Source organism: Streptomyces sp. AJS327, assembly GCF_013450295.1.
Lineage (GTDB): Bacteria > Actinomycetota > Actinomycetes > Streptomycetales > Streptomycetaceae > Streptomyces.
In genome coordinates this window covers 14,209-40,108 of the sequence record NZ_SKBR01000002.1, presented here as the reverse complement: position 1 = coordinate 40,108, position 25,900 = coordinate 14,209, and the positions used below count along the sequence as shown (strand labels likewise).

The 25,900-nt window shown below is 70.8% G+C and carries 2 protein-coding genes (1 of these 2 cut by a window edge); both read right to left on the bottom strand.

Annotated features, from left to right (window positions below; translation table 11 throughout):
• Positions 1-13: 13 nt before the first annotated feature.
• Positions 14-10,231 carry an SDR family NAD(P)-dependent oxidoreductase gene (locus E0L36_RS10230; protein WP_374705516.1) on the bottom strand — a complete coding sequence of 3,406 codons (10,218 nt, stop codon included), beginning with the start codon at positions 10,229-10,231 and terminating at the stop codon, positions 14-16.
• 10 nt (positions 10,232-10,241) lie between these two features.
• Positions 10,242-25,900, bottom strand: partial view of a type I polyketide synthase gene (locus E0L36_RS10225; RefSeq protein WP_180928721.1) — the 3' portion only. Its footprint extends 580 nt past the window's final position; 15,659 of the gene's 16,239 nt are visible here — the last part of the coding sequence; its start codon lies beyond the right edge, outside the window — the gene reads right to left on this strand; the stop codon is at positions 10,242-10,244.

Here is a 25,900-nt window from a genome sequence, read left to right as displayed (position 1 = left end):
CGGGGCAGGGGTGTCAGGAGCTTCGGAACCGCTTGTCGATGAAGTCGAAGATTTCCTCGTCGCTCGCCGCGCCGAGCTGTTCACTCATGTCGTTGGCGGCTGTTGGTGTGCCGTCGCAGGAGTTCAGGAGTTCCCGCAGCCGTTGTGCCACCCGCTTGCGAACGGCGTCGTCACCGGCGACCTCGGAGAGGGTCTCCGTGAGTCGGTCGATGTCCCCGAACACCCGAGTGGTCGCGGGCATCTGCTCGGTGCGCCCGAGTAGTTGCGCACTGAGGTGTTCGGCGAGGACACGCGGGGTCGGATGGTCGAACGCGACCGTTGGTGGAAGTTGAAGACCCGTCTCGGCGTTGAGCCGCTGCCGGAGTTCGACAGAGGCGATGGAGTCGAACCCCATGTCCCTGAAGGCACGTTCGGGTTCGATGTCGTCGTGGCTGGCGTGGGACAGGACCCGGGACGCCTCCGCGCAGACAAGCGTGGACAACAGGTCGATGCGATCAGCCTCGTCCAACTCCTCCAGTCGGGCGTGGAGTCGGGAGGGCTCGTTCTCGTCCTTACGGTCCGGGACCGCAGTGAGCTGTTTGGCTTCGGGCAGGTCCTCGACGAGGGGACGCCGTCGGGACGCCGTGAAGGTGGGCACGAACCGGTCCCAGTCCACGTCGGCGACGGCAGTGAACGTCTCGTCCAGGGCAAGCACGTCGTGCAGCGCCTCGATGGCGAGATCCGGCGCCATGGGCCGCAGTCCGAGTCGACTCAGGTGCACGCCAACCTCACCGGAGCCCATTCCCGCGCCGTCCCACAGCCCCCAGGCAACGGACGTCACCAACCGGCCCTCGACGCGCAGGCGTTCAGCGAGGGCGTCGAGGTGTGCGTTGGCCGCGGCGTACGCGCCCTGCCGTGAGCCGCCCCAGACCCCCGCGTTGGACGAGAACAGGACCAGGCGCTCGAACGCCCCCTCGGCCAGCTGCTCGGCCAGGGCGTCCGCGCCCCGAACCTTCGCCGCGAGGACGTCCTCCAGCCCGTCGGGGGTCAGTTCGGTGAGCGCCGCGTCCCGGGACACGCCCGCGGTGTGGATGACGGTGGTGACGGGCGGGCCGTCGACGCTGTCCAGGAGGTCGGCGAGCTGCTGCCGGTCGGTGATGTCGCAGGCGTCGACCGTGGTCGGCGCACCCAGCGCGGTCAACTCCTCAGCCAACTCCCGTGCTCCCGGGGCCTCCAGACCCGAACGGCTCACCAGAACCAACTGCTCCGCACCGCTCCGCACCAGCCACCGCGCCAGATGCGTCCCCAGCGCACCGGTGCCGCCGGTGACCACCACCGTGCCCGAGGGCCGCCACACACGACCACCAGCAACCGAGGACACCGGAGCATGCTGCAAACGGCGCACGAACACGCCCCCCGCGCTCACCGCGATCTGGTCCTCCACCGGATGCGTCAACGCGGCAACCAGCTGACCACCCGTACCCGACCGCCACACCGTCGGCAGATCAACCAACCCACCGTAATGATCCGGGTGTTCCAGACCGAACACCCGACCCAGCCCCCACACCGCCGCCTGCGACGGATCAGGCACCACATCCGAACCCGGCGTCGCCACCGCACCACGAGTCAACAACCAGAGCCGCGCGTCCGGTTGCTCGACCACGGCCTGAACGACCGCCAGAACCGAGATGATCCCTACCGACAGCGCCGGATGTCCCGGGCACGTCCGGTCGAACCCAGCAGCGAGGTAGGCGACGTGCTCGGCTCCGGAGAGGAGTTTGGCGACGCTCGCCCGATCGGGCTCGACGGGCAGCACCCGCACCTCGACCTCGGCACCAGCCTGCTCCAACGCCGCCCGAACGCCCGTCCCGTCCCCCTCGTCATGGCACAACAACAGCCATTGACGCGGCAGTCCGCCGCTCGTGGGCTGGGCGGCCAGTGGAGTCCAGCCGACTCGGTAGCGCCACGCGTCCGTCCCCGAGACCACGGAAGGAGCCGGAGCTGGGGCGTCGAGCCAGTAGCGCTGGCGCTGGAACGCGTACGTGGGTAGAGCGACCGGCGCCACCTTCGGCAGCACCCGCGACCACTCCACCGGCAACCCCACCGTCCAAGCCGCACCCAGACTCCTCAGCAACTGTTCCGGTTCGGGCTGGTCACGGCGCAGGGTGTGCAACACCCGCGCGTCCGACTCCGCCAACACCCCCGACAAGGCCAGCCCCAACACCGGATGCGGACCCACCTCCAAAAACACCCCATGCCCCAGAGCGTGTGCCGCCCGCACCGCCTCCGCGAACAACACCGGCTCCCGCAGATTCCGGTACCAGTAGTCGCCGTCCAACTCCCCCGTGGCAGCGGGCCGTCCGGTCACGCTGGAGACCAACACCGGCCCCTCGAACACGCCGCCATCCGCAGCCATGACCGCGGCCTGGTCGACGACCGGCGCCAACTCGCGCCGCAACTCTTCCTCGATGGCCTCCACCTGCGCGTGATGCGAGGCATAGTCCACCTCGATCAACCGAGCGCGTACGCCCGTCTCCTCCGCCCGGGCACACACCTGCGCCACCTGCGACGGCGGGCCGCTGACGACCACCTGCCCCGGAGCGTTGATCGCCGCGACCGACACCCCCTCCGGCAGCAGACCCTCCACCTCGACCGCGTCCAGGCCGATCGAGGCCATCGCGCCCCCACCCGACAACCCCCGCAACGCACGCGACCGCAACGCCACCACCCGCGCCCCATCCTCCACACTCAACCGACCCGCCACCACCGCCGCCGCGATCTCACCCTGCGAATGCCCCACCACCACATCCCCCACCACACCCACACCCCGCCACACCTCAGCCAACGACACCATCACCGCCCACAACACCGGCTGCACCACATCCACCCGCCCCAACCACCCCTCATCAACCCCCAACAACACCTCACGCAACGACCACCCCACAAACGGCTCCAACGCCCGCTCACACTCCACCAACCGCCCCACAAACACCGACCCAAGAACAGAACCCGCACCCGCACCCGACCCCGACTCCGCCGCCTCCAACAACCCACGACCCATCCCCAACCACTGACCACCCTGCCCCGGAAACACCAACACCGCCCCCGACAACGACCCCACAGCCACCGACCGCTCCTCACCCGCCACCCCATCCAACCCCGCCAACAACTCCTCCACACCCGACCCCACCACCACAGCACGGTTCTCCAGACCAGACCGGCCACTAAGCCGCACCGCCACACCCGCCAACCACTCCGCATCCACCCCACCCGCCGCCACTCGCTCCCGCACAAACCCCGCCAACCGCGCAGCCTGACCCCGCAACCCCGCACCCCCACGGCCCGACACCACCCACGGCACCAACCCCAACTCCCCCTGGCCGCCCGACCCCTCGCGCTCCACCCGCTCACCCAACTCCCGCTGCTCACCGCGTTCGCCATCCTCAGCGCCAAAGGCGGCCACCGCCGGAACCCGAATCACGGCGGGCTTCGCCGGGGCGGGCGGCTCCTCCAAAATCACGTGCGCGTTCGTCCCACTCACACCAAACGACGACACCCCCGCACGACGCACCCGCGAGTCCGACACCTCCCACGGCACCGACTCCGTCAACAAACGCACCTCACCCGCCGACCAATCCACCTGCGGCGACGGCTCATCCACATGCAACGTCACCGGCAACCGCTCATACCGCAACGCCATCACCATCTTGATGACACCCGCCACACCAGCAGCCGCCTGCGTATGACCGATGTTCGACTTCACCGACCCCAACCACAACGGACGGTCCTCCGGGCGGTTCTGCCCGTAGGTCGCCAGCAGGGCCTGGGCCTCGATCGGATCACCCAACCGCGTCCCCGTACCATGCGCCTCCACCACGTCGACCTCGCCCACGCCCAGCCCGGCGTTCGCCAACGCCTGCCGGATCACCCGCTGCTGCGACGGACCATTCGGCGCCGTCAAACCATTCGACGCACCATCCTGATTCACCGCCGAACCCCGCAACACCGCCAACACCTCATGCCCATTCGCCACCGCATCCGACAACCGCTCCAACAACACCAACCCCACACCCTCACCCCACCCAGTACCATCCGCCGCCCCCGCAAACGACTTACACCGACCATCCCCCGACAACCCACCCTGCCGACCAAACTCCACAAACGTCGCCGCCGACGACATCACCGTCACCCCACCCGCCAACGCCAACGAACACTCACCCAACCGCAACGACTGCGCCGCCAAATGCATCGCCACCAACGACGACGAACACGCCGTATCCACCGTCACCGCCGGACCCTCAAACCCCAACGCATACGACACCCGACCCGACACCACACTCGTCGTATTCCCAATCCCCACATACCCCGCCGCCTCCTCAGGCACCACACCCAACCGCGCCGCATAATCCTGCGGAATCACCCCCACAAACACACCCGTCCGACTCCCCCGCAACCCCAAAACATCCACACCACCATCCTCCAACGCCTCCCACGCCACCTCCAACAACAACCGCTGCTGCGGATCCATCGCCAACGCCTCACGCGGCGAAATCCCAAAAAACCCCGCATCAAACAAACCCGCCTCATAAACAAACCCACCACCACCAGGAACCACACCACCCACACCCTCCAACACCCCCACATCCCAACCCCGATCCACCGGAAAACCACCCACCGCATCCCCACCCGACCCCACCAAACCCCACAACCCCTCACCCGACACCACACCACCCGGATAACGACACCCCACACCCACCACCACCACCGGATCACCCTCCACCACACCACCACCACCAACACCAACACCAGAACCAGAACCAGAACCAGAACCAGAAACAACCTCAGAACCAACCCCACCCCGCACCAACCCACACACAAACTCCGCCAACACCCCCACCGACGGATGATCAAACACCACCGTCGCAGGCAACCGCACCCCCAACACCACACCCAACCGATTCCGCAACTCCACCGACGTCAACGAATCAAAACCCATCTCCCGAAACGCCAACCCCACCGGAACCTCCACCCCCGACCCAAACCCCAACACCCCAGCAACCTCAACCCGGATGGCTTCCACTACCGCCTTCGTCAGCTGGGCGCCCGGCAGACCGGCGAGCTGTTCGGCCAGCGCCGCGGCCGCCGGGCGGCGGGTACGCCTCGCGGCCCGTCCGGCGGGGACGAGTCCGCGCAGCATCGGGGGGACGACGTCGGTGTCACGCCAGACGGACATGTCCCAGCGGGCCGCGACGAGTACCGGGTCCGGGCGGTCCATGGCGGCGCGGAGCAGTTCGAGTCCCTCGGGGGCGGACAGTGCGGTGATCCCGCCTCGGGACATGCGGGCTACGTCGCCGTCGCTGAGCCCTCCAGCCATCCCCTCCTCCACATCCCACAACCCCCACGCCACCGACTGACCCACCAACCCACGAGACCGCCGCCACCCCACCAACCCATCCACAAACCCATTCGCCGCCGCATAATTCGCCTGCCCCGGAGAACCCACCACACCAGCAACCGACGAAAACACCACAAAAAACGACAAATCAAAACCACGCGTCACCTCACTCAACCACCACGCCCCACCCGCCTTACCACCCATCACCACACCCACCCGATCCCCCGACAACGAACCCACCACCCCGTCATCCACTACACCCGCCAAATGCACCACCCCCGACACCACACCACCACCCGACACCACACCACCCACAACCCCCTCCACCCCACCCCGACACGACACATCAGCCGCCACCACATCCACCACCACACCCAACCCACGCAACCGCTCCACCACACCCACCACCGAACCCACCAAACCCCGCCGACCCACCAACACCAAACGCCGCACACCCCACTCCGACACCAACCACTCCGACACCACACCACCCAACACACCCGTACCACCCGACACCACCACCACACCCTCCGGATCGAGGTCTGCGGGGCGCTCCAGGGAGGGCATCTCGACGGGTACGGCGACGAGTTGGGGCGTGTGCAGGTTTCCGCCGCGGATCGCGACCTGGTCCTCGCCGGTGGCGAGGGCGGCGCGAAGCAGCTCGGGGGCGATGTCGGTGTCGTCGAGGTCCAACAGGACTATCTGGCCCGGGTGTTCGGACTGTGCGGACCGGGCGAGGCCCCATACGGCGGCGCCCGCGAGGTCGGTGACGCCCTCTCCGGGCAGTGCTTCGACGGCGCCACGGGTGGCCAGGACCAGCCGGGACCCGGCGAGCCGTTCGTCGGCGACCCATGCCTGGATGAGGTGTAGCGCCCGGACTACGGCGGCGCGGGCGTTGTCGGGGACGTCTTCGTCCGGTTCCGCGTCGCCGGAGGTGCTGATCAGGATGGTGTGGTCCGGTGCGGGGTCGGGCAGCACGTCCCAGACGGACTGGCCCTCCTGGGGGTCGGTGAGGGGCGGAAGCCGGTCTGCGCCAGGCCAGTTCGGCAGGTCGTCCCCGAGGACCACCGTCCGTCCGGGCGCCGTGGGCGTGGACGGGCGGGCGTGGACGGGCCATTCGATACGGGACAGCCGACCGTCGGTGGTGTGGGAGGCGGTGCGGATGCGCTCAGGTACTACCGGTCGCAGGACCAACGATCGTGCGGATAGCACGGGTTGACCGTCCATGCGGGTCGCCGTCACGGAGACGGTGTCCGGTTCGGTGGCGGGCGAGAGCCAGACGCGCAGCTGATCGGTGCCCGGCCCGTGGAGGGTGACCTCGCCCCAGGAGAAGGGCAGTCGGCCACCGCCGTCGGACTCCTCGGACAGCGGGCCGAGTCCGAGGGCGTGCAGGGCGCTGTCAAGCAGGGCGGGGTGGGTGCCGAACCGGTCGGCCTCCGTCTCGTGCCCGGCGGGCAGCCGCACCTCGACGAAGAGGTCCCGTTCGCGTCGCCAGGCGGCGCGCAGTCCGCGGAAGCCGTCGCCGTAGTGGAACCCGATGCCGGTCAGGCTCTCGTAGAGGCCGTCGAGGGGGATCGGGGTCGCTCCGGGCGGTGGCCAGACGGGGCTGTCCGGGACGGCCGGGGGCGCGGGGGTGTCGTCGGTGAGGAAGCCGTGCGCGTGACGGCGCCAGGGCGCGTCGTCCGGGGCGTCGTCGGGGCGGGAGTGGACGCTGAGGGGGCGCCAGCCGCCGTCGTCCGGCCGCTCCACCATGACCTGTATCTCGACGGCGCCCTCGTCGGGCACTATCAGCGGTGATTCCAGGGTGAGTTCGGCGACGCCGCCCGCGCCGGTCACCCGCGCGGCGTGTGTCGCGACCTCCAACAGGGCGGTTCCGGGGACGAGGACCGCGTCGAGGATGCGGTGGTCGGCCAGCCAGGGGTGGGAGTCGAGGGCGAGTCGTCCGGTCAGGAGCAGCCCGTCGGTGGCGGGTACGGGGACGGCGGCGCCGAGGAGCGGGTGGTCGGCGCTGTGCAGTCCGGCCGCGGTGAGGCCGCGTCCGCCGCCGGGGGCTGAGACGAGCCAGTGGCGGCGGCGTTCGAAGGGGTAGGTGGGCAGTTCGACGGGTTCGCCGTCGGGGGCGGGGAGCGCGGCCCAGTCGACGGGGAGGCCCTGGACGTGGGCTTCGGCGAGGCTGGTGAGGAAGCGTCCCCGGCCGCCGTCGTCGCGGCGGAGCGATCCGACGGTGGCGGCGGGTGTCCCGGTGTCGGTGGCGGTGTCGGAGATCGCGGCGAGCAGCGACGGGTGGGGGCCGCACTCGACGAACTGGCGGTGTCCGTCGGCGAGGAGGAGCCGGACGGCGTCGTCGAAACGGACGGTCTGCCGGAGGTTCCGGTACCAGTAGGGGGCGTCGAGGGTGGTGGTGTCGGGGATGTCGCCAGTGACGGTCGAGTAGAGGGGGATGTCTGCTGGTCGGGGGGTGATGTCCCCGATCGCGTCGAGGACGTCCTGGCGGATGTCCTCCATCTGCGCGGAGTGCGAGGCGTAGTCGACGGGGAGTTGGCGGGTCTGGAAGCCGTCCGCCACGGCCTGTTCGAGGAAGGTGTCGACGGCGGTGGGCTCTCCGGCGACGACGGTCGACGCTGGCCCGTTGACGACGGCGACGGACAGGCGGCCGGGGGTGTCCGTGACGCGCCGGGCGGCCTCGTCGGCGGGCATGGCGACGGCGGCCATGGTGCCCTGGCCGGAGAGGCCGCGCAGGACGCGGCTGCGCGCGGCGACGATCCGGGCGGCGTCGTCCAGGGTCAGGGCCCCCGCCACGTGGGCGGCGGCGATCTCGCCCTGGCTGTGGCCGACGACGGCGGCCGGGTGGACGCCGAGGGCGCGCCACAGGCGGGCCAGCGACACCATGACGGCGAACAGCGCTGGCTGCACGACGTCGACGCGGTCCAGGGACGGGGCGCCGGGTTCGCCGCGCAGCACCGGCAGCAGGGACCAGTCGACGTGGGGCTCCAACGCGGCGGCGCACGCCTGTAGTTGCTCGGCGAAGACGGGCGAGGTCTCGTACAGGTCGAGTCCCATGCCGAGCCACTGCGCACCCTGCCCGGGGAAGACGAACACCGCGTCGCCGCGCACGGCCTGGCCGGTGACGAGGTGGGGGGCTGGCTCGTCGCGGGTGAGTGCGGCCAGGGCACGCAAGGTCGTCTCGCGGTCCTCGCCGCGCACGGCGGCGCGGTGGTCGAAGAGGGTGCGGCCGGTGCGGAGGGACAGCTCAACGTCGGTGTCGCGCAGGTCGGTTCGGCTGGAGACGTGGTCGTAGAGCCGCTGGGCCTGTGCGCGCAGCGCGGCGGGAGTGCGGGCCGAGAGCAGCCAGGGCCGTGTCGTGCCGGTCAACGACCGTGTGGTCGGGGCGAGTTCGGCGTCCGTGGACTGCTCGGTGCCGGTGGGCTGTTCGGCGTCCGTGGTTTCCGGTGCGCCGGGCTCGTCCGGCGCCTCCAGGATGACGTGCGCGTTGGTGCCGCTCACGCCGAACGAGGAGACGGCGGCGCGGGCCGGGCGGTCGCGTTCCGGCCAGGGTGTCCGCTCGGTGAGGAGCGCCATCGTGCCGGAGGACCAGTCGATGGCGGTGGTGGCGGACTCGGCGTGCAGGGTCCTGGGCAGTGTCCGGTGCCGCAGCGCCATGACCATCTTGATCACGCCGCCGACTCCGGCGGCGGCCTGGCTGTGGCCGATGTTCGACTTGAGGGAGCCGATCCGTACGGGGTCGCCGACGGGGCGGTCGCTGCCGTAGGTGGCCTCCAGCGACTGGGCCTCGATGAGGTCGCCGAGCCGGGTGCCGGTGCCGTGCGCCTCCACGGCGTCCACGTCGGCGGTGGTCAGTCCGGCCGCGGACAGCGCCTCGCGGATCACCGTCTCCTGCGCGGAACCGCTGGGCGCCGTAAGGCCGTTGCTGGCGCCGTCCTGGTTGACGGCGCTGCCGCGCACGACGGCCAGGACGGGGTGGCCGTTGCGCCGCGCGTCGGACAGTTTCTCCAGCAGCAGGACGCCCGCGCCCTCGGCCCAGCCGGTGCCGTCGGCGTCGGCGGAGAACGCCTTGCAGCGGCCGTCCGGGGCCAGGCCACGCTGGCGGGAGAACTCCACGAAGGTGTCAGGGGTGGACATCACGGTGACGCCACCGGCCAGCGCCAGCCCACACTCCCCCCGGCGCAGGGCGTGGGCGGCGAGGTGGACGGCCACCAGTGAAGAGGAGCAGGCGGTGTCGATGGTGAGTGCGGGCCCCTCCAGGCCCAGCACGTACGACACCCGGCCGGAGGCGACGCTGGCGGTGTTGCCGGTGCCGATGTACCCCTCGACGTCCGGGGGGATGTCGGACAGGCGCCAGGCGTAGCCCTGGCCGATGAGCCCGGAGAAGACGCCGACCTTGCCGCCGCGCAGCGACGTGGGGTCGATTCCGGCGCGTTCGATCGCCTCCCAGCTGGCCTCCAGCAGCAGCCGCTGCTGCGGGTCCATCGCGAGGGCCTCGCGCGGGGAGATGCCGAAGAACTCCGCGTCGAAGTCGGCTGCGTCGTGCAGGAATCCGCCACTCTGGACGTAGGAGGTGCCGGCCTCCTCCCCGTCGGCGTCCCGCAGGTCGTCGAGGCTCCAGCCACGGTCACGGGGGAAGGGGGTGATGGCGTCACCACCCCGGTCGACGAGCTGCCACAGCTCCGCCGGGGAGGCGACACCGCCGGGGTAGCGGCACGCCATACCGACGACGGCGATCGGCTCCCGCGCGGCGGTGGCCAGGTCACGGTGCTCGCGGCGGAGCCGGTCGTTGTCCTTCAGCGCCGCGCGGAGCGCCTGGACGAGCTGGTCGGCCGAGGATTCCATGGTCGTCACTCCGGATGCGTCAGTCGTCGAGCGTGTCGAGGGCGATGCGGATCAACTCGTCGGCGTCCATGGCATCGATCTCTCCGGGTCGGTCGTCCTCCGGCTCGGCCGGGGGACGGTCGTCGCCGCGGGCGAGCCGCAGCAGCGGGCCGGTGAGTCCGGCGTCGCGGATGGTCTGGAAGGGGATGGTGGCCAGTGCCCGGCGGAACTCGGCCTCGGTGAGGTCCTCGTCGGACGTGTCCGCCTCGCCGGTGGTGGCCGAGGCCCCGGCGTCCGCCGTGACCCGCTGGTCCAGGTGGTCGGCGAGGGCGGCCGGGGTCGGATGGTCGAAGACCAGGGTGGCCCGCAGCGACACTCCGACGGCGGCGTTGAGCCGGTTACGCAGCTCGATGCCGGTCAGCGAGTCGAACCCGAGGTCCTTGAAGGCCCGTTCGTCCTCGACGGTCTCGATGTCGGGGTGGCCGAGGACCCCCGCCGCGTGCTCCCGCACCAGGTTGAGCAGTGCCCGGCGGCGTTCGGCGCCGGTCAGGGTGGCCAATCGCTCGCGGGCGGCCCGCCCATCACCGGCCGTGGCGCCACGTGCGCGGGTCGTACGTCCGGCGGTTCCGGACGGGTCGGCCAGCAGCGGGTGCGTCTGCCGGTGGCGTGGGTCGAGTTGCAGCAGTGCCAGGTGGGGCAGGTCGGCGCGGTCGCGGGCGTGGTCCCACATCCGCAGGCCGGCCTCGCTGGTCAGCGGCACCATCCCGGAACGCGCGACGCGGGCCAGGTCGTCGTCCGTGAGGTGCCCGCTGATTCCGCTGCGCTGCGCCCAGAGTCCCCACGCCTGGGACTGCGCGGGCAGTCCACGGGCGTGACGGTGTTCGGCGAGCGCGTCCAGGAAGGTGTTGGCGGCGGCGTAGTTGCCCTGTCCGGGAGCCCCGACGAGACCGGCCACCGAGGAGAACAGGGTGAACATGGCCAGGTCGGCGTCGCGGGTCAACTCATGTAGGTGCCAGGCCGATTCGGCCTTGGCGGCGAGGACCGTGGCGACGCGTTCCGGGGTCAGCGAGCCGATGACGGCGTCGTCGGCCACTCCGGCGGCGTGCACCACGCCGGTAAGCCGGTGGCCGGGGTCGACGCCGTCGAGCAGGGCGGCGACCTCGTCCCGGCGCGACACGTCACAGGCGGCCACACGGACCTCGGCGCCCAACCGTTCCAGTTCTTCGACGAGTTCGGCCGCCTCCGGCGCGGAGGGACCACGTCGGCCCGCCAACAGCAGGTGCCGCACGCCGTGTTCGGTGACCAGATGCCGGGCCACCAGCGCGCCGAGGGTGCCGGTGCCGCCGGTGACCAGGACGGTGCCGTCCGGGTCGAGCGGCGTGGGCACGGTCAGGACCAGCTTGCCGGTGTGCTTCGCTTGCCCGAGGTACCGGAACGCGGCGGGCGCCGCGCGCAGGTCCCAGGTCGTACGGGGCAGCGGCTCCAACTCGCCCCGCGCGAGGAGGGCGAGCAGTTCGGACAGCATGGCGCCGATGCGCTCCGGTGGCGGGTCGGCGAGGTCGAAGGTGCGGTAGGTGACGCCGGGCGGCAGGGACGTCCCGTCCCGGACGTCGGTCTTGCCCATCTCGATGAACCGACCGCCACGCGGCAGCAGTTCGAGCGACGCGTCAATGAACTCCCCCGCCAGGGAGTTCAGCACCACATCCACCCCCTGCTCCTCCGTCACCTCGGCGAACCGCCCACCGAAGTCCAGATCACGCGACGAGGCGATGTGATCCTCCGCCACCCCCAACGCCCGCAACGTCCCCCACTTACTCGGATGCGCCGTCGCGAACACCTCCGCCCCCAGATACCGCGCCACCTGAACCGCCGCCATCCCCACACCACCCGCACCCGCATGCACCAACACCCGCTCACCCGCCCGCAGACCCGCCAGATCACACAACGCGTACCAGGCGGTCAGGAAGACGATCGGGACGGACGCCGCCTCCGCGAACGTCCAGTCCCCCGGTACGGGGGCCACCATTCGGGCGTCCACCGTCGTGAACGGTCCGAAGCACTCCGGCATCAGCCCCATCACCCGGTCCCCGACAGCCAGTTCGGCAACACCCGAACCGACCTCGGTCACCACCCCGGCGCCCTCCGCGCCCAGCGCGGCACGCCCCGGGTACATTCCGAGGGCGACCATCACGTCCCGGAAGTTCAGCCCCGCGGCACGCACCGCCACCCGCACCTCACCGGAGGCCAACGGCGTCGGCGCGGCCCCGTCGGCGACGAGACGCAGACCGTCGAGCGTGTCGCCGCCCGGGGTGAGCCGCCAGTTCGTCCCGTCCGGAACCGACAGCACGTCGTCGTCGAGTGGGACGAGACGCGGGGCGAGCAACACACCGCCGCGCAGAGCCAGTTGCTCCCTTCCGGCCGCCTCCACCGCCGTGAGCAGCTCCCGCACACCGACCTCACCGCCTGCGGCCTCCGCCCCAACAACGCTCCCCGTAGGACCGGTTGGACGAGCCAAGACACTGCCGTCCCGGGCGTCTGTGGCATCGGTGCTGTCAGCGCTGCCGGTGATACCGGGGTTGCCGGGGCTGCCGGTGGTGTCGGTGTCGAGCAGGTGAATCCGGTCCGGGTTCTCCGCCGCGGCCGACCTCGCCAGCCCCCACACGGCGGTGACGGCCGGATCCACGTCCCGGTCGCCCGGACCCGTGATGACGGCGCCCCTGGTACGGATCAGCATCCGCGCGTCCGCCAACGCGGGCGCGGCCAGGAACGCCTGCAACTGGCCCAGCAGCCACTCCGTCGCGGTGCGGGCACGCTCCGGCACCGTGCCGGAGTCACCGCCGTCGGGCAGGTCCAGGATCACCCAGGAGGGTACGTCCGCACCGCTCTCCACCGCCGACAGCGCCGCGTCCACACCGGAGTGCCACCCCTCCCCCACCAGCGCGAACTCCCCGTTCACGCCCGGGGGTTCGCTCTCCCCAGCAACGGACGTGACGACCGTCGCCTGGTCCCAGCGCATCCGCAGGGGCGTATCCCGTACCGGGTTGAGCGCCGCCTCGCTCACCGGCCGGAAGACGAGGGAGTCGATGGTGACAACCGGCTGCCCGCTCGGATCAACAGCCTCCACACATACCCCATCGGACCCCTGACGCCGCAGCCGCGCGTGCAGCGTCCGCGCACCAGACCGATAGACAGTCACACCACTGAACGCGAACGGCATCCCACCCTCGAACTCAGCGACCTCCCCGTCACCGCCAGCGGTGACGGCCAACGCATGCAACACCGCGTCCAACAACGCCGGATGCACCACATAACCCGCCGGATCATCTGGCAACACCACCTCCGCGAACACATCCCACCCATCCCGCCACACCCCCCGCAACCCCCGAAACACCGGACCATAATCAAACCCACCCCCAGCCAACCGATCATAGATCCCCTCAACAGCCACCACCTCACCCGACGGCGGCCACCCCCACTCCGGCACAAACCCCTCCGCACTGACGGGAGTCGGCGCGAGCACACCCGTCGCATGCAACGTCCACACCTCACCCCCACCCGGCGAACCACTACTGGCTCCACTGCTGGACCCGCCGCTGGTACTGGTGCTGGTTGCGGTATCGGGACGGGAGTAGACACTCACCCCACGCCGACCCTCCCCATCCGCATCCTCCACCACCACCTGCACCACCACACCCCGCGCACCCTCACCCTCAGACACCACCAACGGCGCCCGCAACATCAACTCCTCCACACACCCACACCCCACCTCACCCCCCACATACGCCACCACATCCACAAACGCCGTCCCCGGCACCACCACCACACCACCCACACCATGATCAACCAACCACGACTGCCCCACCACCGACAAACCACCCACCCACACCACACCCCCACCAGCCAACGACACCCGCGCACCCAACACCCCATGCCCCCCACCCACCAACCCCCACCCCGACAACCCCGAAACCCCAGACCCCACAACCCCATCCACCCAATACCGCCGCCGCTGGAAGGCGTACGTCGGCAACTCCACCGACCCCGCACCCCGGGGCAGGAGCCGCCGCCAATCCACCCCCACCCCATGAACATGCAGCCGGGCCAAACCAGTCAGCACCCCCGCCACCTGGTCCCGCCCACGACGCATGAACACCGCCGACACCTCCCCCTCACACCCACCCAACACCGCCGTCAACGCCGGCTGCGGACCCACCTCAGCCCACACCCGCACACCCAACCCCCGCGCCACCCCCACCGCATCACCAAACCGCACCGGCCGACACGCATGCTCCACCCAATACGCCACACCACCAAAATCCGAACCCACCACCCCACCCGACACCGTCGAAACCACAGGAATCCGCCCCGGACCGAACGACAAACCCTCAATCCGCTGAGCGAACTCCTCCAAAATCGGGTCCATCAACGGGGTATGAAAAGCGTGACTGACCGGCAACCACCGCGTCCGAAACCCCTCACCCGACAACACCCCCACCACACCACCAACCGCCTCCGCCTCCCCCGCCAGCACCACCGCCTCCGGACCATTCACAGCGGCTACCCACACACCCTCCAACCCCTCAACCCGCCCCTCAACCTCCGCCACCGGCGCCGCCACCGAAACCATCACCCCACCCGACGCCAACCCCTGCATCAAAACCCCCCGCGCACACACCAACCGCACCGCATCCGACAAACTCAACACACCAGACGCCACAGCCGCACTGACCTCCCCCACCGAATGCCCAATCAACACATCCGGACACACCCCACACTCCTCCAACACACGCCACAACCCCACCTCCAACGCCACCAACCCCACCTGCGCAAACACCGTCTCCCCCAACAACCCCTCACCCACACCGCCCCCACCATCCCCACCCACACCGTCCTGACCGTCCCCGCCCACACCGTCCTGACCGTCCTCGCCGAACAACACCGGACGCAACGGCCCAGGCAACAACCCATCCGCCACCTCACACACCTCATCCACCACACCCGCGAACACACCAAACCGCCCATACAACTCCGCACCCATCCCCACAAACTGCGACCCCTGCCCCGTAAACAACACCGCCAACTTCCCACCCACAGAAGAACCCACAACCACACCCTCAACACCAACACTCGAAGCTGAAACCGAAACCCCGCCCTCAACCACCGCATCCAACCCCGACAACAACCCCTCCACACCCGAACCCACCACCACAGCCCGATCCTCCAACCCCGCACGACCCACCAACCCCGCAGCCACACCCGCCACATCAACCCGCTCACCCGCCGCCACACACTCCCGCACAAACCCCGCCAACCGCGCAGCCTGACCCCGCAACCCCACACCCCCACGACCCGACACCACCCACGGCACCAACCCCAACTCCCCCACCACAGAAACCGACTCCACCTCAACGGACGTCGCCGGGGAGGGCGGCTCCTCCAAGATCACGTGCGCGTTCGTCCCACTCACACCAAACGACGACACCCCCGCACGACGTGTTCGTCCTTCGCCCTGCCAGGCCATGGGTTCGGTCAGCAGTCGCACCTCACCCGCCGACCAATCCACATGCGGCGACGGCTCATCCACATGCAACGTCGCGGGAAGGCTCCCGTGCCGCATGGCCATCACCATCTTGATCACACCCGCCACGCCCGAAGCAGCCTGTGAGTGGCCGATGTTGGACTTGACGGATCCGAGCCACAGCGGACGATCCCCCGCGCGGTCCTGCCCGTAGGTCGCCAGCAGCGCCTGGGCCTCGATCGGATCACCCAGCGAGGTTCCGGTGCCGTGCGCCTCCACCACGTCGACGTCGATGGCCGCGATGCCTGCGTTGCTCAACGCCTGCCGGATGACGCGCTGTTGGGACGGACCGTTCGGCGCCGTCAAACCGTTCGACGCACCGTCCTGATTCACCGCCGAACCTCGCACCACCGCCAACACCTCATGACCGTTGGCCACCGCGTCCGACAACCGCTCCAGCAGCAGAACACCGACGCCCTCACCCCACCCCGTACCATCCGCCGCCGATGCGAACGGCTTACACCGACCATCAGGCGCCAACCCCCGCTGACGACTGAACTCGATGAAGGCGCCGGGGGTGGACATCACCGTCGCTCCACCGGCGAGGGCCAGCGTGCACTCGCCGGACCGCAGGGCCTGGGCGGCCAGGTGCAGGGACACCAGGGATGAGGAACAGGCGGTGTCCACCGTCACGGCCGGACCCTCCAGGCCGAAGACGTACGCCAGCCGTCCGGACACCACACTCGCCGCGTTGCCGGTCGCGAGGTGGCCTTCGGCAGCGCCGCCCGCTCCGCCGAGCAGGGAGACGTAGTCGTGGACGCTGGTGCCGACGAACACGCCGGTGGGACTGGTCCGCAGGGACTCCGGATCGATGTGCGCGCGCTCCAGCACCTCCCACGTCGCCTCCAACAGCAACCGCTGCTGCGGGTCCATCGCCAGCGCCTCACGCGGCGAGATACCGAAGAACGCGGCGTCGAACTCACCCGCTTCGGCGAGGAATCCGCCCTCGCGGGCGTAGGAGGTACCGCTGTGCTCGGGGTCGGGGTTGTAGAGGGCGTCCAGGTCCCAGCCGCGGTCCGAGGGGAAGGCGCTGATGGCGTCGCCGCCGGTGGCGACCAGGTTCCACAGGTCTTCCGGCGACGCGACGTGGCCGGGGTAACGGCAGCTCATGCCGACGATGGCGATGGGTTCGGCGGTGTCGCCGGACCGTGCCGGGGTGGTGGTGGGCCGGTCCGGTCGCAGGCCGAGCAGGGTGACGCGGAGTTGGCTGGCAAGGGCGGCGGGGGTGGGGTGGTCGAAGGCGAGAGTGGCGGGCAGTGCGCTGCCAGTGGCGGTGGTCAGCCGGTCGCGGAGCTGGATGGAGGTGAGGGAGTCGAAGCCGAGGCCCCGGAAGTCGCGGTTCTGGTCGATCTCGTCCGGGTTGGTGTGGCCGAGGACGGCGGCGGCTTCGGATCGTACGAGATCCAGGAGCAGTTGGGTGCCGTCAGCCTCCGGGAGGGAGGCGACGCGCTGACTCATATCGCCCGATATGCCGGTGGGTTGCTCATCGGGCTCGACCAACTCGTGTGCCGCGTCGGGCAGGTCGCTGAGGAAGGGGCTGGGTCGGGCCCCGGTGAACAGGGGGGTGAAACGCTTCCAGTCCACGTCAGCGACGGTGATGGTGGGTTCCTCGTCGGCCAGGGCCTGGCGCAGGGCCAGGACGGCCCGGTCCGGGTCCATCACGCTTATGCCACGGAGGCGGAGTTGCCCGGCCGCCTCTTCGGTGGCGGCCATGCCGACGTTCGCCCAGGCGCCCCAGGCGACGGAGGTGGCTACGAGGCCCTGGGCGCGGCGGAGTTCGGCGAGGGCGTCCAGGTGTGCGTTGGCGGCGGCGTAGGCGGCCTGGCCGCCACTTCCCCAGACGGCGGCGATGGAGGAGAAGAGGACGAACGCGTCGAGTGTGGTGTCCGCGAACTCCTCGTGCAGGACGGTGGCGCCCACGACCTTGGCGGCGACGGTGTCCGCGATCTCCTCTGGGGTCGTGGCCGCGACGGGGGCGTGGCGGCTGATCCCGGCGGCGTGGAACACGGCACGGATGGGGTGGCCGGCGGCGGCCATCCGGGTGGTGAGGTCGGTGACCGCCCGCCGGTCGGTGACGTCGCAGGCGGCGATGGTGACGCGGGGGCCTAGTTCGGCGGCGAGTTCGGCGGCGCCGGGGCTGTCGGGGCCGCCACGGCTCGCGAGTACGAGGTGGTCGGCGCCGGAGTGGGCCAGCCAGCGGGCGACGTGGGCGCCGATGCCTCCGGTTCCGCCGGTGACCAGGATGGTGCCCCGGGGCTGCCAGACGCCGGTGGCGGGTGTGGTGGGACGGGTGAGGCGCCGTCCGAGGACACCGGTGGGCCGGATGGCGACCTGGTCCTCGCGGGTTCCGGCGGCGAGTACGGCGCACAGCCGGTCGTAACTGGTGTCGTCGGGCTCGGACGGCAGGTCGGCGAGTCCGCCCCAGTGCCGGGGGTGTTCCAGCGCGGCGACCCGGCCGAGGCCCCAGATCTGCGCCTGTGCGGGGTCGTTGACGGGAGTGATCCGGTCGGCGGCGACGGCGCCCCGTGTCACGCACCAGAGGCGCGCTTCGCTGTCGGTCTCGGCGAGGGTCCGGGTCAGCAGGACGGTTCCGGTGAGGCCCGCGGTGAGTTCGGGACGGCCGGGGTGTGGTCGGCGGTCCAGCGGGAGGAGCGAGAGGATTCCGGCCGGTGGGTGGTCGGTCGCGGTGAGTGCGGTGCGCAGTGCGGTGTCGGCGTGGGTGTCCGCGGGGTCCACGGTGAGGAGTTGGGGGTGTGCGCCGCAGCGGGTGAGGGCGGCGAGCGCGCTCGCCGTCACGGGTTCGCTGTCGGAGCCCGAGGGGGCGACGACGAGCCAGGTACCGCTGAGGCGGGGCCTGTTGGGGAGTTCGGTGAGGGGGCGCCAGGTGACCCGGTAACGCCAGGTCTGGACGGCCGACTCGTCCTTGCGGCGGCCGCGCCAGGTGGAGAGCGCGGGGAGCAGTTCGGGGAGGGGGGTCGTCTCGTCGACTCCGAGCGCGGCGGTGAGTGACGCGAGGTCTTGCTGGTCGACAGCGGTCCAGAAGCGGGTCTCGGTGGGGTCGTTGGTGGGCGGCGGGGCGGTCGGGGAGGTGGTGTGCTCCGGCCAGTAGCGGCGGCGGCGGAACGGGTAGGTGGGCAGGGGGACGCGTTGGCCGCCCCAGCCGGTGGTGATGGCGGACCAGTCCAACGGCACACCGTGCGTGTGGAGTTCACCGATGGCGGCGGTGACGGCGCGGGGTTCCGGCCAGGCGTGGCGCAGCGCCGGAACGAACGCCACCTCGGTGCCGGTGCCGGTGCCGGTGCCGGTGCCGGTGAGGCATTCGGTGCCCATACCGGACAGCACGCCGTCCGGGCCGAGTTCGAGGAAGACGGTGACGCCTCGGGAGTGCAGCCAGTGGATACCGTCGCGGAACTGGACGGCTTCCCGTACGTGCCGGACCCAGTAGTCGGACGAGGTGGCCTGGTCCTCGGTGAGGGCGGTGCCGGTCACGTTGGACACGATCGGCACGCGTGGGGGCCTGAGGTCGAGTTGGCTCGCGACGTCGTCGAACGCGGCGAGCATGTCGTCCATGTGGTGGGAATGGAAGGCGTGGCTTACGCGCAACCGGCGGGTTTTGAGGCCCTGTTCGGCGCAGTGTGCGGCGATGTCCCGGATGGCGTGCTCGTCGCCGGACAGGACGGTGGCGGCGGGGCCGTTGACCGCCGCGACGCTGATCTCGTGTGCCCTGCCGTCGAGTAGGGGGGCCAGGTCCTCGGGGGCGGCGTTGACAGAGAGCATGGCGCCGCCCGCTGGCAGGTCCCACATGAGCTGGCCGCGGGCGGCCACGAGCCGTGCCGCCTCGGGAAGGCTGAGGACTCCGGCGACGTGGGCGGCGGTGAGTTCACCGACGGAGTGGCCGAGCAGGTAGTCGGGACGGAGGCCCCATCCTTCCAGCAGTCGGTAGAGCGCCACCTCGACGGCGAACAGGGCGGGTTGGGTGTAGTGCGTCTGGTCCAGCAACTCCGCTTCGTCGGTGCCGGGTTCGGCGTGCAGGACATCGAGGAGCGGCCGGTCCAGGTGGGGGGCGAACGCGGCGCACACCTCGTCGAGCCGGGCGGCGTACTCGGGGTACCGGCTGTGGAGGGCACGGCCCATGCCGACGCTCTGGCTGCCCTGTCCGGCGAAGAGCACGGCGACGCGGGGCTCAGCGGCCACTCCCCGGAGGACTCCGGGGGCGGGCTCGCCGTCGCCCAACGCGGCGAGAGAGCTGAGGAGTTGGTCGCGGTCGGGGGCTAGGACCACGGCTCGGTGTTCCAGGGCGGCGCGGGTGGTGGCGAGGGAGTGGGCGACGTCCGGCAACGTCAACCGGGGGTGGGTGGTGAGGTGTGTGTGGAGGCGGTCGGCCTGAGCCGCCAGGGTCGTGGCGTCGCGGGCGGACAGCAGGAACGGCGGCGCCTCTTCCGACGGCGGGCCGGTCACCGGGTCCTGGTCCGCCAACTCCGCGTCGGCGACAACGGGTTCGGTGACAGGTCCGGGGACGAGCGCGGGGCCGGGTTCGGTGGTGGGGAGGTCGGGGGCCTCTTCGATGATGACGTGGGCGTTGGTGCCGCTCACTCCGAACGACGAGACACCGGCGCGGCGGGGATGGCCGTCGCGTTCCCACGGCACGGACTCGGCCAGCAGCGAGACCTCGCCCGCCGTCCAGTCGACGTGCGGGGACGCCTCGTCGGCGTGCAGCGTGCGCGGCAGCGTCCCGTGCCGCAGGGCCAGCACCATCTTGAGCACCCCGGCCGCGCCCGCGGCGGCCTGCGTGTGCCCGATGTTCGACTTGATGGAGCCGATGCGCAGCGGCCGGTCGGCGGGTCGGTCGCCGTAGGCGGCGATCAGGGCCTGCGCCTCGATGGGGTCGCCCAGCACCGTGCCGGTGCCGTGGGCCTCGACCGCGTCGACGTCGCCGGGGGTGAGCGCGGAGTCGGCGAGCGCGGCACGGATGACCCGCTGCTGCGCTGGCCCGTTCGGCGCGGTCAGCCCGTTGCTGGCGCCGTCCTGGTTGACGGCGGAGCCGCGGACCATGGCGAGGACGGGGTGGCCGTTGCGGTGGGCGTCGGAGAGCCGTTCCAGCAGCAGGACGGCCACGCCCTCGCCCCAGGCGGTGCCGTCGGCCCGCGCGGAGAACGGCTTGCAGCGTCCGTCCGGCGCGAGTCCACGCTGGCGGCTGAAGCCGACGAACGCGGCGGGAGTTGACATCACGGTGACCCCGCCCGCCAGGGCGAGGGAGCACTCCTGGCGGCGCAGGGCCTGGCTGGCCAGGTGGATGCTGACCAGGGAGGCGGAGCAGGCGGTGTCGACGGTCACGGCCGGGCCCTCCAGCCCGAGCACGTACGCCACCCGGCCGGACAGGACGCTCGCCGCGTTGCCGGTGGCCGCGAAGTCCTCGCCGTCCGGGACGTCGGCCAACAACCCGGCGTAGTCCTGTCCGTTGGTCCCGGCGAACACGCCCGTACGGCTGCCCCGCAGCGTCGAGGGGTCGATACCGGCGCGCTCCAGCACCTCCCAGGACGTCTCCAGCAGCAACCGCTGCTGCGGGTCCATCGCCACCGCCTCGCGCGGGCTGATGCCGAAGAAGGCGGCGTCGAACTCGGCCGCGCCGGACAGGAATCCGCCGTGCCGGACGTAGGAGGTGCCGGGCCGGTCCGCGTCCGCGTCGAAAAGGCGGGCCAGGTCCCAGCCCCGGTCAGTGGGGAACTCGTCCATCGCGTCGACGCCGTCCGCGAGGAGCGTCCACAGCTCCTCGGGCGACCGTACGCCGCCGGGTAGTTGGCAGCCGACCGCGACGATCGCGATGGGCTCGTCAGTCTCCGCCCCGGCGGGCAGGTACGTGCCACGCTCCGGCGTTCCCTCTGCGAACTCGACGTGTTCGGTGTGGAGTTCGCTGTCAAGGTGCGCGGTGAGCTGGCCGACGGTGGGGTGGTCGAAGACGAGCGTGGCGGGCAGTGTCAGACCGGTGGCCGCGGCCAGCCGGTTACGCAGGTCGAGACCGGTCAGCGAGTCGAACCCCAGGTCCCGGAAGGGGCGTTCGGAGCCAATGCCCGTAGGTTCCGCGTGCCCCAGGACCGCGGCGGCCTGTTCTCGGACGAGGTCGAGCAGCGCCGCGTTCCGTTCGGCTCCGGACAGGGCGCCGAGCCGCCGAACAGCTTCCGGTAGAAGGGCGTTGGCGACCTCAGGGGACCAACCGCCTCCCACTGCCTCGGTGTTCCAGGCATCCGGCAGCTCGTCGAGGAGCGGGTTGCGCCGCGCCGCGGTGACGGTGCGGGCGAAGCGCGGCCAGTCCAGGTCCGCGACCGCGACGGTGGTCTCCCCCGACTCCAGCGCCCGGCCCATCGCGGCGAGCGCGAGGTCGGGCGCCATCGGCCGGGCCCCGGTACGCCGTAGCCGCAGCGCGGTGGCCGACGACCGCGCCGCCATCCCGTCACCGGCCCACGCGCCCCACGCGATGGCGGTGGCGGGCAGTCCGGCGGCCCGGCGCTGTTCGGCCAGCGCGTCCAACACGGCGTTGGCCGCCGCGTAGTTGCCCTGTCCGGCGCTGCCGAGCACGCCCCCGAAGGCGGAGAACAGGACGAAGGACGTCAGCGGCAACTGGCGCGTCAACTCGTCCAGGTACCGGGCCGAGGTCGCCTTGGCGCGCAGCACCGCGCCCAGACGGTCGGGGGTCTGCGCCGACAGCGGGGCGTCGTCCAGCACGGCGGCGGCGTGCACCACCGTGGTCAGCGGACAGTCGGCCGGTACGGCGGCTACGGCCTCAGCCAACTCTGCGCGCACGCTGATGTCGCAGGCGCGGATGGTGACGCGCGCGCCCAGCGCTTCGAGGTCCCGCCGAAGATCGGCGGCGCCCGGCGCGTGCGGTCCCAGGCGGCTGAGCAACAGGACGTGTTCGACACCCCGTTCCGCGAGCCACCGTGCAACGTGCCCACCCAGCGCACCGGTTCCGCCGGTGATGAGCGCGGTACCCCGCGACGACCAGCCTGGCTCGCCCTCCCCGGACGCGCCCCCGACCGTGGCGGCGGTGGCGGCGCCGGACGGGGCACGCCGCAGTCGGCAGGCGAACAGCCCGGCGTCCCGTACGGCGACCTGGTCCTCACCCGTGGCGCCCGACAGCACGAGGGCGAGCAGCCGGTAGGCCAACTCATCGGGCAGGGACGGTAGATCGACCAGTCCACCCCAACGGTCCGGGTGCTCCAGACAGGCGACCCGGCCCAGCCCCCACACCGCCGCTGCCTCCGGCTCACACACCGTGTCCGTACCACCCGTGCCCACCGCACCGCTGGTGAGACACCACAGCGGCGCGCCCACCCCGACGTCGCCCAGCGCCTGGAGCAGGGCCAGGCTGTCCGCGAGCGAGACCTCGTGGTCAAGCGGCCTGCCACCCGGCAGAGTCAGCGCGGACAGCACGCCCGCGAGCGGCTCGCCGTCCGCCGACATCGCGCGCAGCCGGTCCGCGAGCAGCGCCCGGTCGGTCCCCGGCTCGACGGTCAGCACCTCCGCCCGCGCCCCCGCACGCCCCACCATCTCCACCAGCCGCGCCGTCTCTCCGCCCTCATGACCGACGACGAGCCAGGTACTGCGCAGCCATGTATCGCTCATTTCACGCGAGTTGGGCTCGGGTACGGACCGCCACGCGACGTGGTACCGCCAGCCGTCCACGGTCTGGCGTTCCTGATACGTGCGCCGCCACGCCGAGAGCGCGGGAAGCACCTCGGCCGGGACTGTGTTCTCGTCCAGCCCCAGCGCCGCCAGGTCCTGACGCTCGACGGCCTCCCAGAACGCGATACTTCCGGCATCAACGAGGGTCTCCGCCTCGGCACTTGCGGTGGCCTCCAGCCAGTACCGGCGCCGCTGGAAGGCGTACGTCGGCAACTCCACCGACCCCGCACCCCGGGGCAGAAGCCGCCGCCAATCCACCCCCACCCCATGAACATGCAGCCGGGCCAAACCAGTCAGCACCCCCGCCACCTGGTCCCGCCCACGACGCATGAACACCGCCGACACCTCCCCCTCACACCCACCCAACACCGCCGTCAACGCCGGCTGCGGACCCACCTCAGCCCACACCCGCACACCCAACCCCCGCGCCACCCCCACCGCATCACCAAACCGCACCGGCCGACACGCATGCTCCACCCAATACGCCACACCACCAAAATCCGAACCCACCACCCCACCCGACACCGTGGAAACCACAGGAATCCGCCCCGGACCGAACGACAAACCAGCGATCTCCCGAGCGAACTCCTCCAAAATCGGGTCCATCAACGGGGTATGGAAAGCGTGACTGACCGGCAACCACCGCGTCCGAAACCCCTCACCCGACAACATCCCCACCACACCACCAACCGCCTCCGCCTCCCCCGCCAGCACCACCGCCTCCGGACCATTCACGGCGGCTATCCACACACCCTCCAACCCCTCAACCCGCCCCTCAACCTCCGCCACCGGCGCCGCCACCGAAACCATCACCCCACCCGACGCCAACCCCTGCATCAACCTCCCCCGCGCACACACCAACCGCACCGCATCCGACAAACTCAACACACCCGACGCCACAGCCGCACTGACCTCCCCCACCGAATGCCCAATCAACACATCCGGACACACCCCACACTCCTCCAACACACGCCACAACCCCACCTCCAACGCCACCAACCCCACCTGCGCAAACACCGTCTCCCCCAACAACCCCTCACCCACACCGCCCCCACCATCCCCACCCACACCGTCCTGACCGTCCCCGCCCACACCGTCCTGACCGTCCTCGCCGAACAACACCGGACGCAACGGCCCAGGCAACAACCCATCCGCCACCTCACACACCTCATCCACCACACCAGCGAACACACCAAACCGCCCATACAACTCCGCACCCATCCCCACAAACTGCGACCCCTGCCCCGTAAACAACACCGCCAACTTCCCACCCACAGACGAACCCACAACCACACCCTCAACACCAACACTCGAAGCTGAAACCGAAACCCCGCCCTCAGCCACCGCATCCAACCCCGACAACAACCCCTCCACACCCGAACCCACCACCACAGCCCGATCCTCCAACCCCGCACGCCCCACCAACCCCGCAGCCACACCCGCCACATCAACCCGCTCACCCGCCACCACACGCTCCCGCACAAACCCCGCCAACCGCGCAGCCTGACCCCGCAACCCCACACCCCCACGACCCGACACCACCCACGGCACCAAGCCCAACTCCCCCGCCACAAGCCCAGAAACAACGTCAGAACCCGAACCGGACTCCACGACCTCAGCGGACTCCTCCAACGCCGGAGCCTCTTCCAAAATCACGTGCGCGTTCGTCCCACTCACACCAAACGACGACACCCCCGCACGACGCACCCGCGAGTCCGACACCTCCCACGGCACCGACTCCGTCAACAAACGCACCTCACCCGACGACCAATCCACATGCGGCGACGGCTCATCCACATGCAACGTCGCGGGAAGGCTCCCGTGCCGCATGGCCATCACCATCTTGATGACACCCGCCACACCAGCAGCCGCCTGCGTATGACCGATATTCGACTTCACCGAACCCAGCCACAACGGACGACCCCCCGCGCGATCCTGCCCGTAGGTCGCCAGCAGGGCGTCCGCCTCGATCGGGTCGCCCAGCGAGGTGCCGGTGCCGTGCGCCTCCACCACGTCGACGTCGATGGCCGCGATGCCTGCGTTGCTCAACGCCTGTCGAATGACGCGCTGTTGGGACGGGCCGTTCGGCGCCGTCAAACCGTTCGACGCACCGTCCTGGTTGACGGCGGAACCGCTCAACACGGCAAGGACCTGGTGGCCGTTGGCCATCGCGTCGGAAAGGCGCTCAAGCAGCACGAGTCCGACGCCCTCGCCCCAGCTCGTGCCATCAGCCCCGGCGGCGAACGCCTTACACCGGCCGTCGGGCGCCAGCCCGCGCTGGCGGCTGAACTCCACGAAGGTGTCAGGGGCGGACATGACCGTCGCACCGCCCGCGACCGCCAGCGAACACTCACCCGACCGCAACGCCTGCGCGGCCAGGTGCATAGCGACCAGCGAGGACGAGCAGGCGGTGTCCACCGTCACGGCCGGGCCCTCCAGCC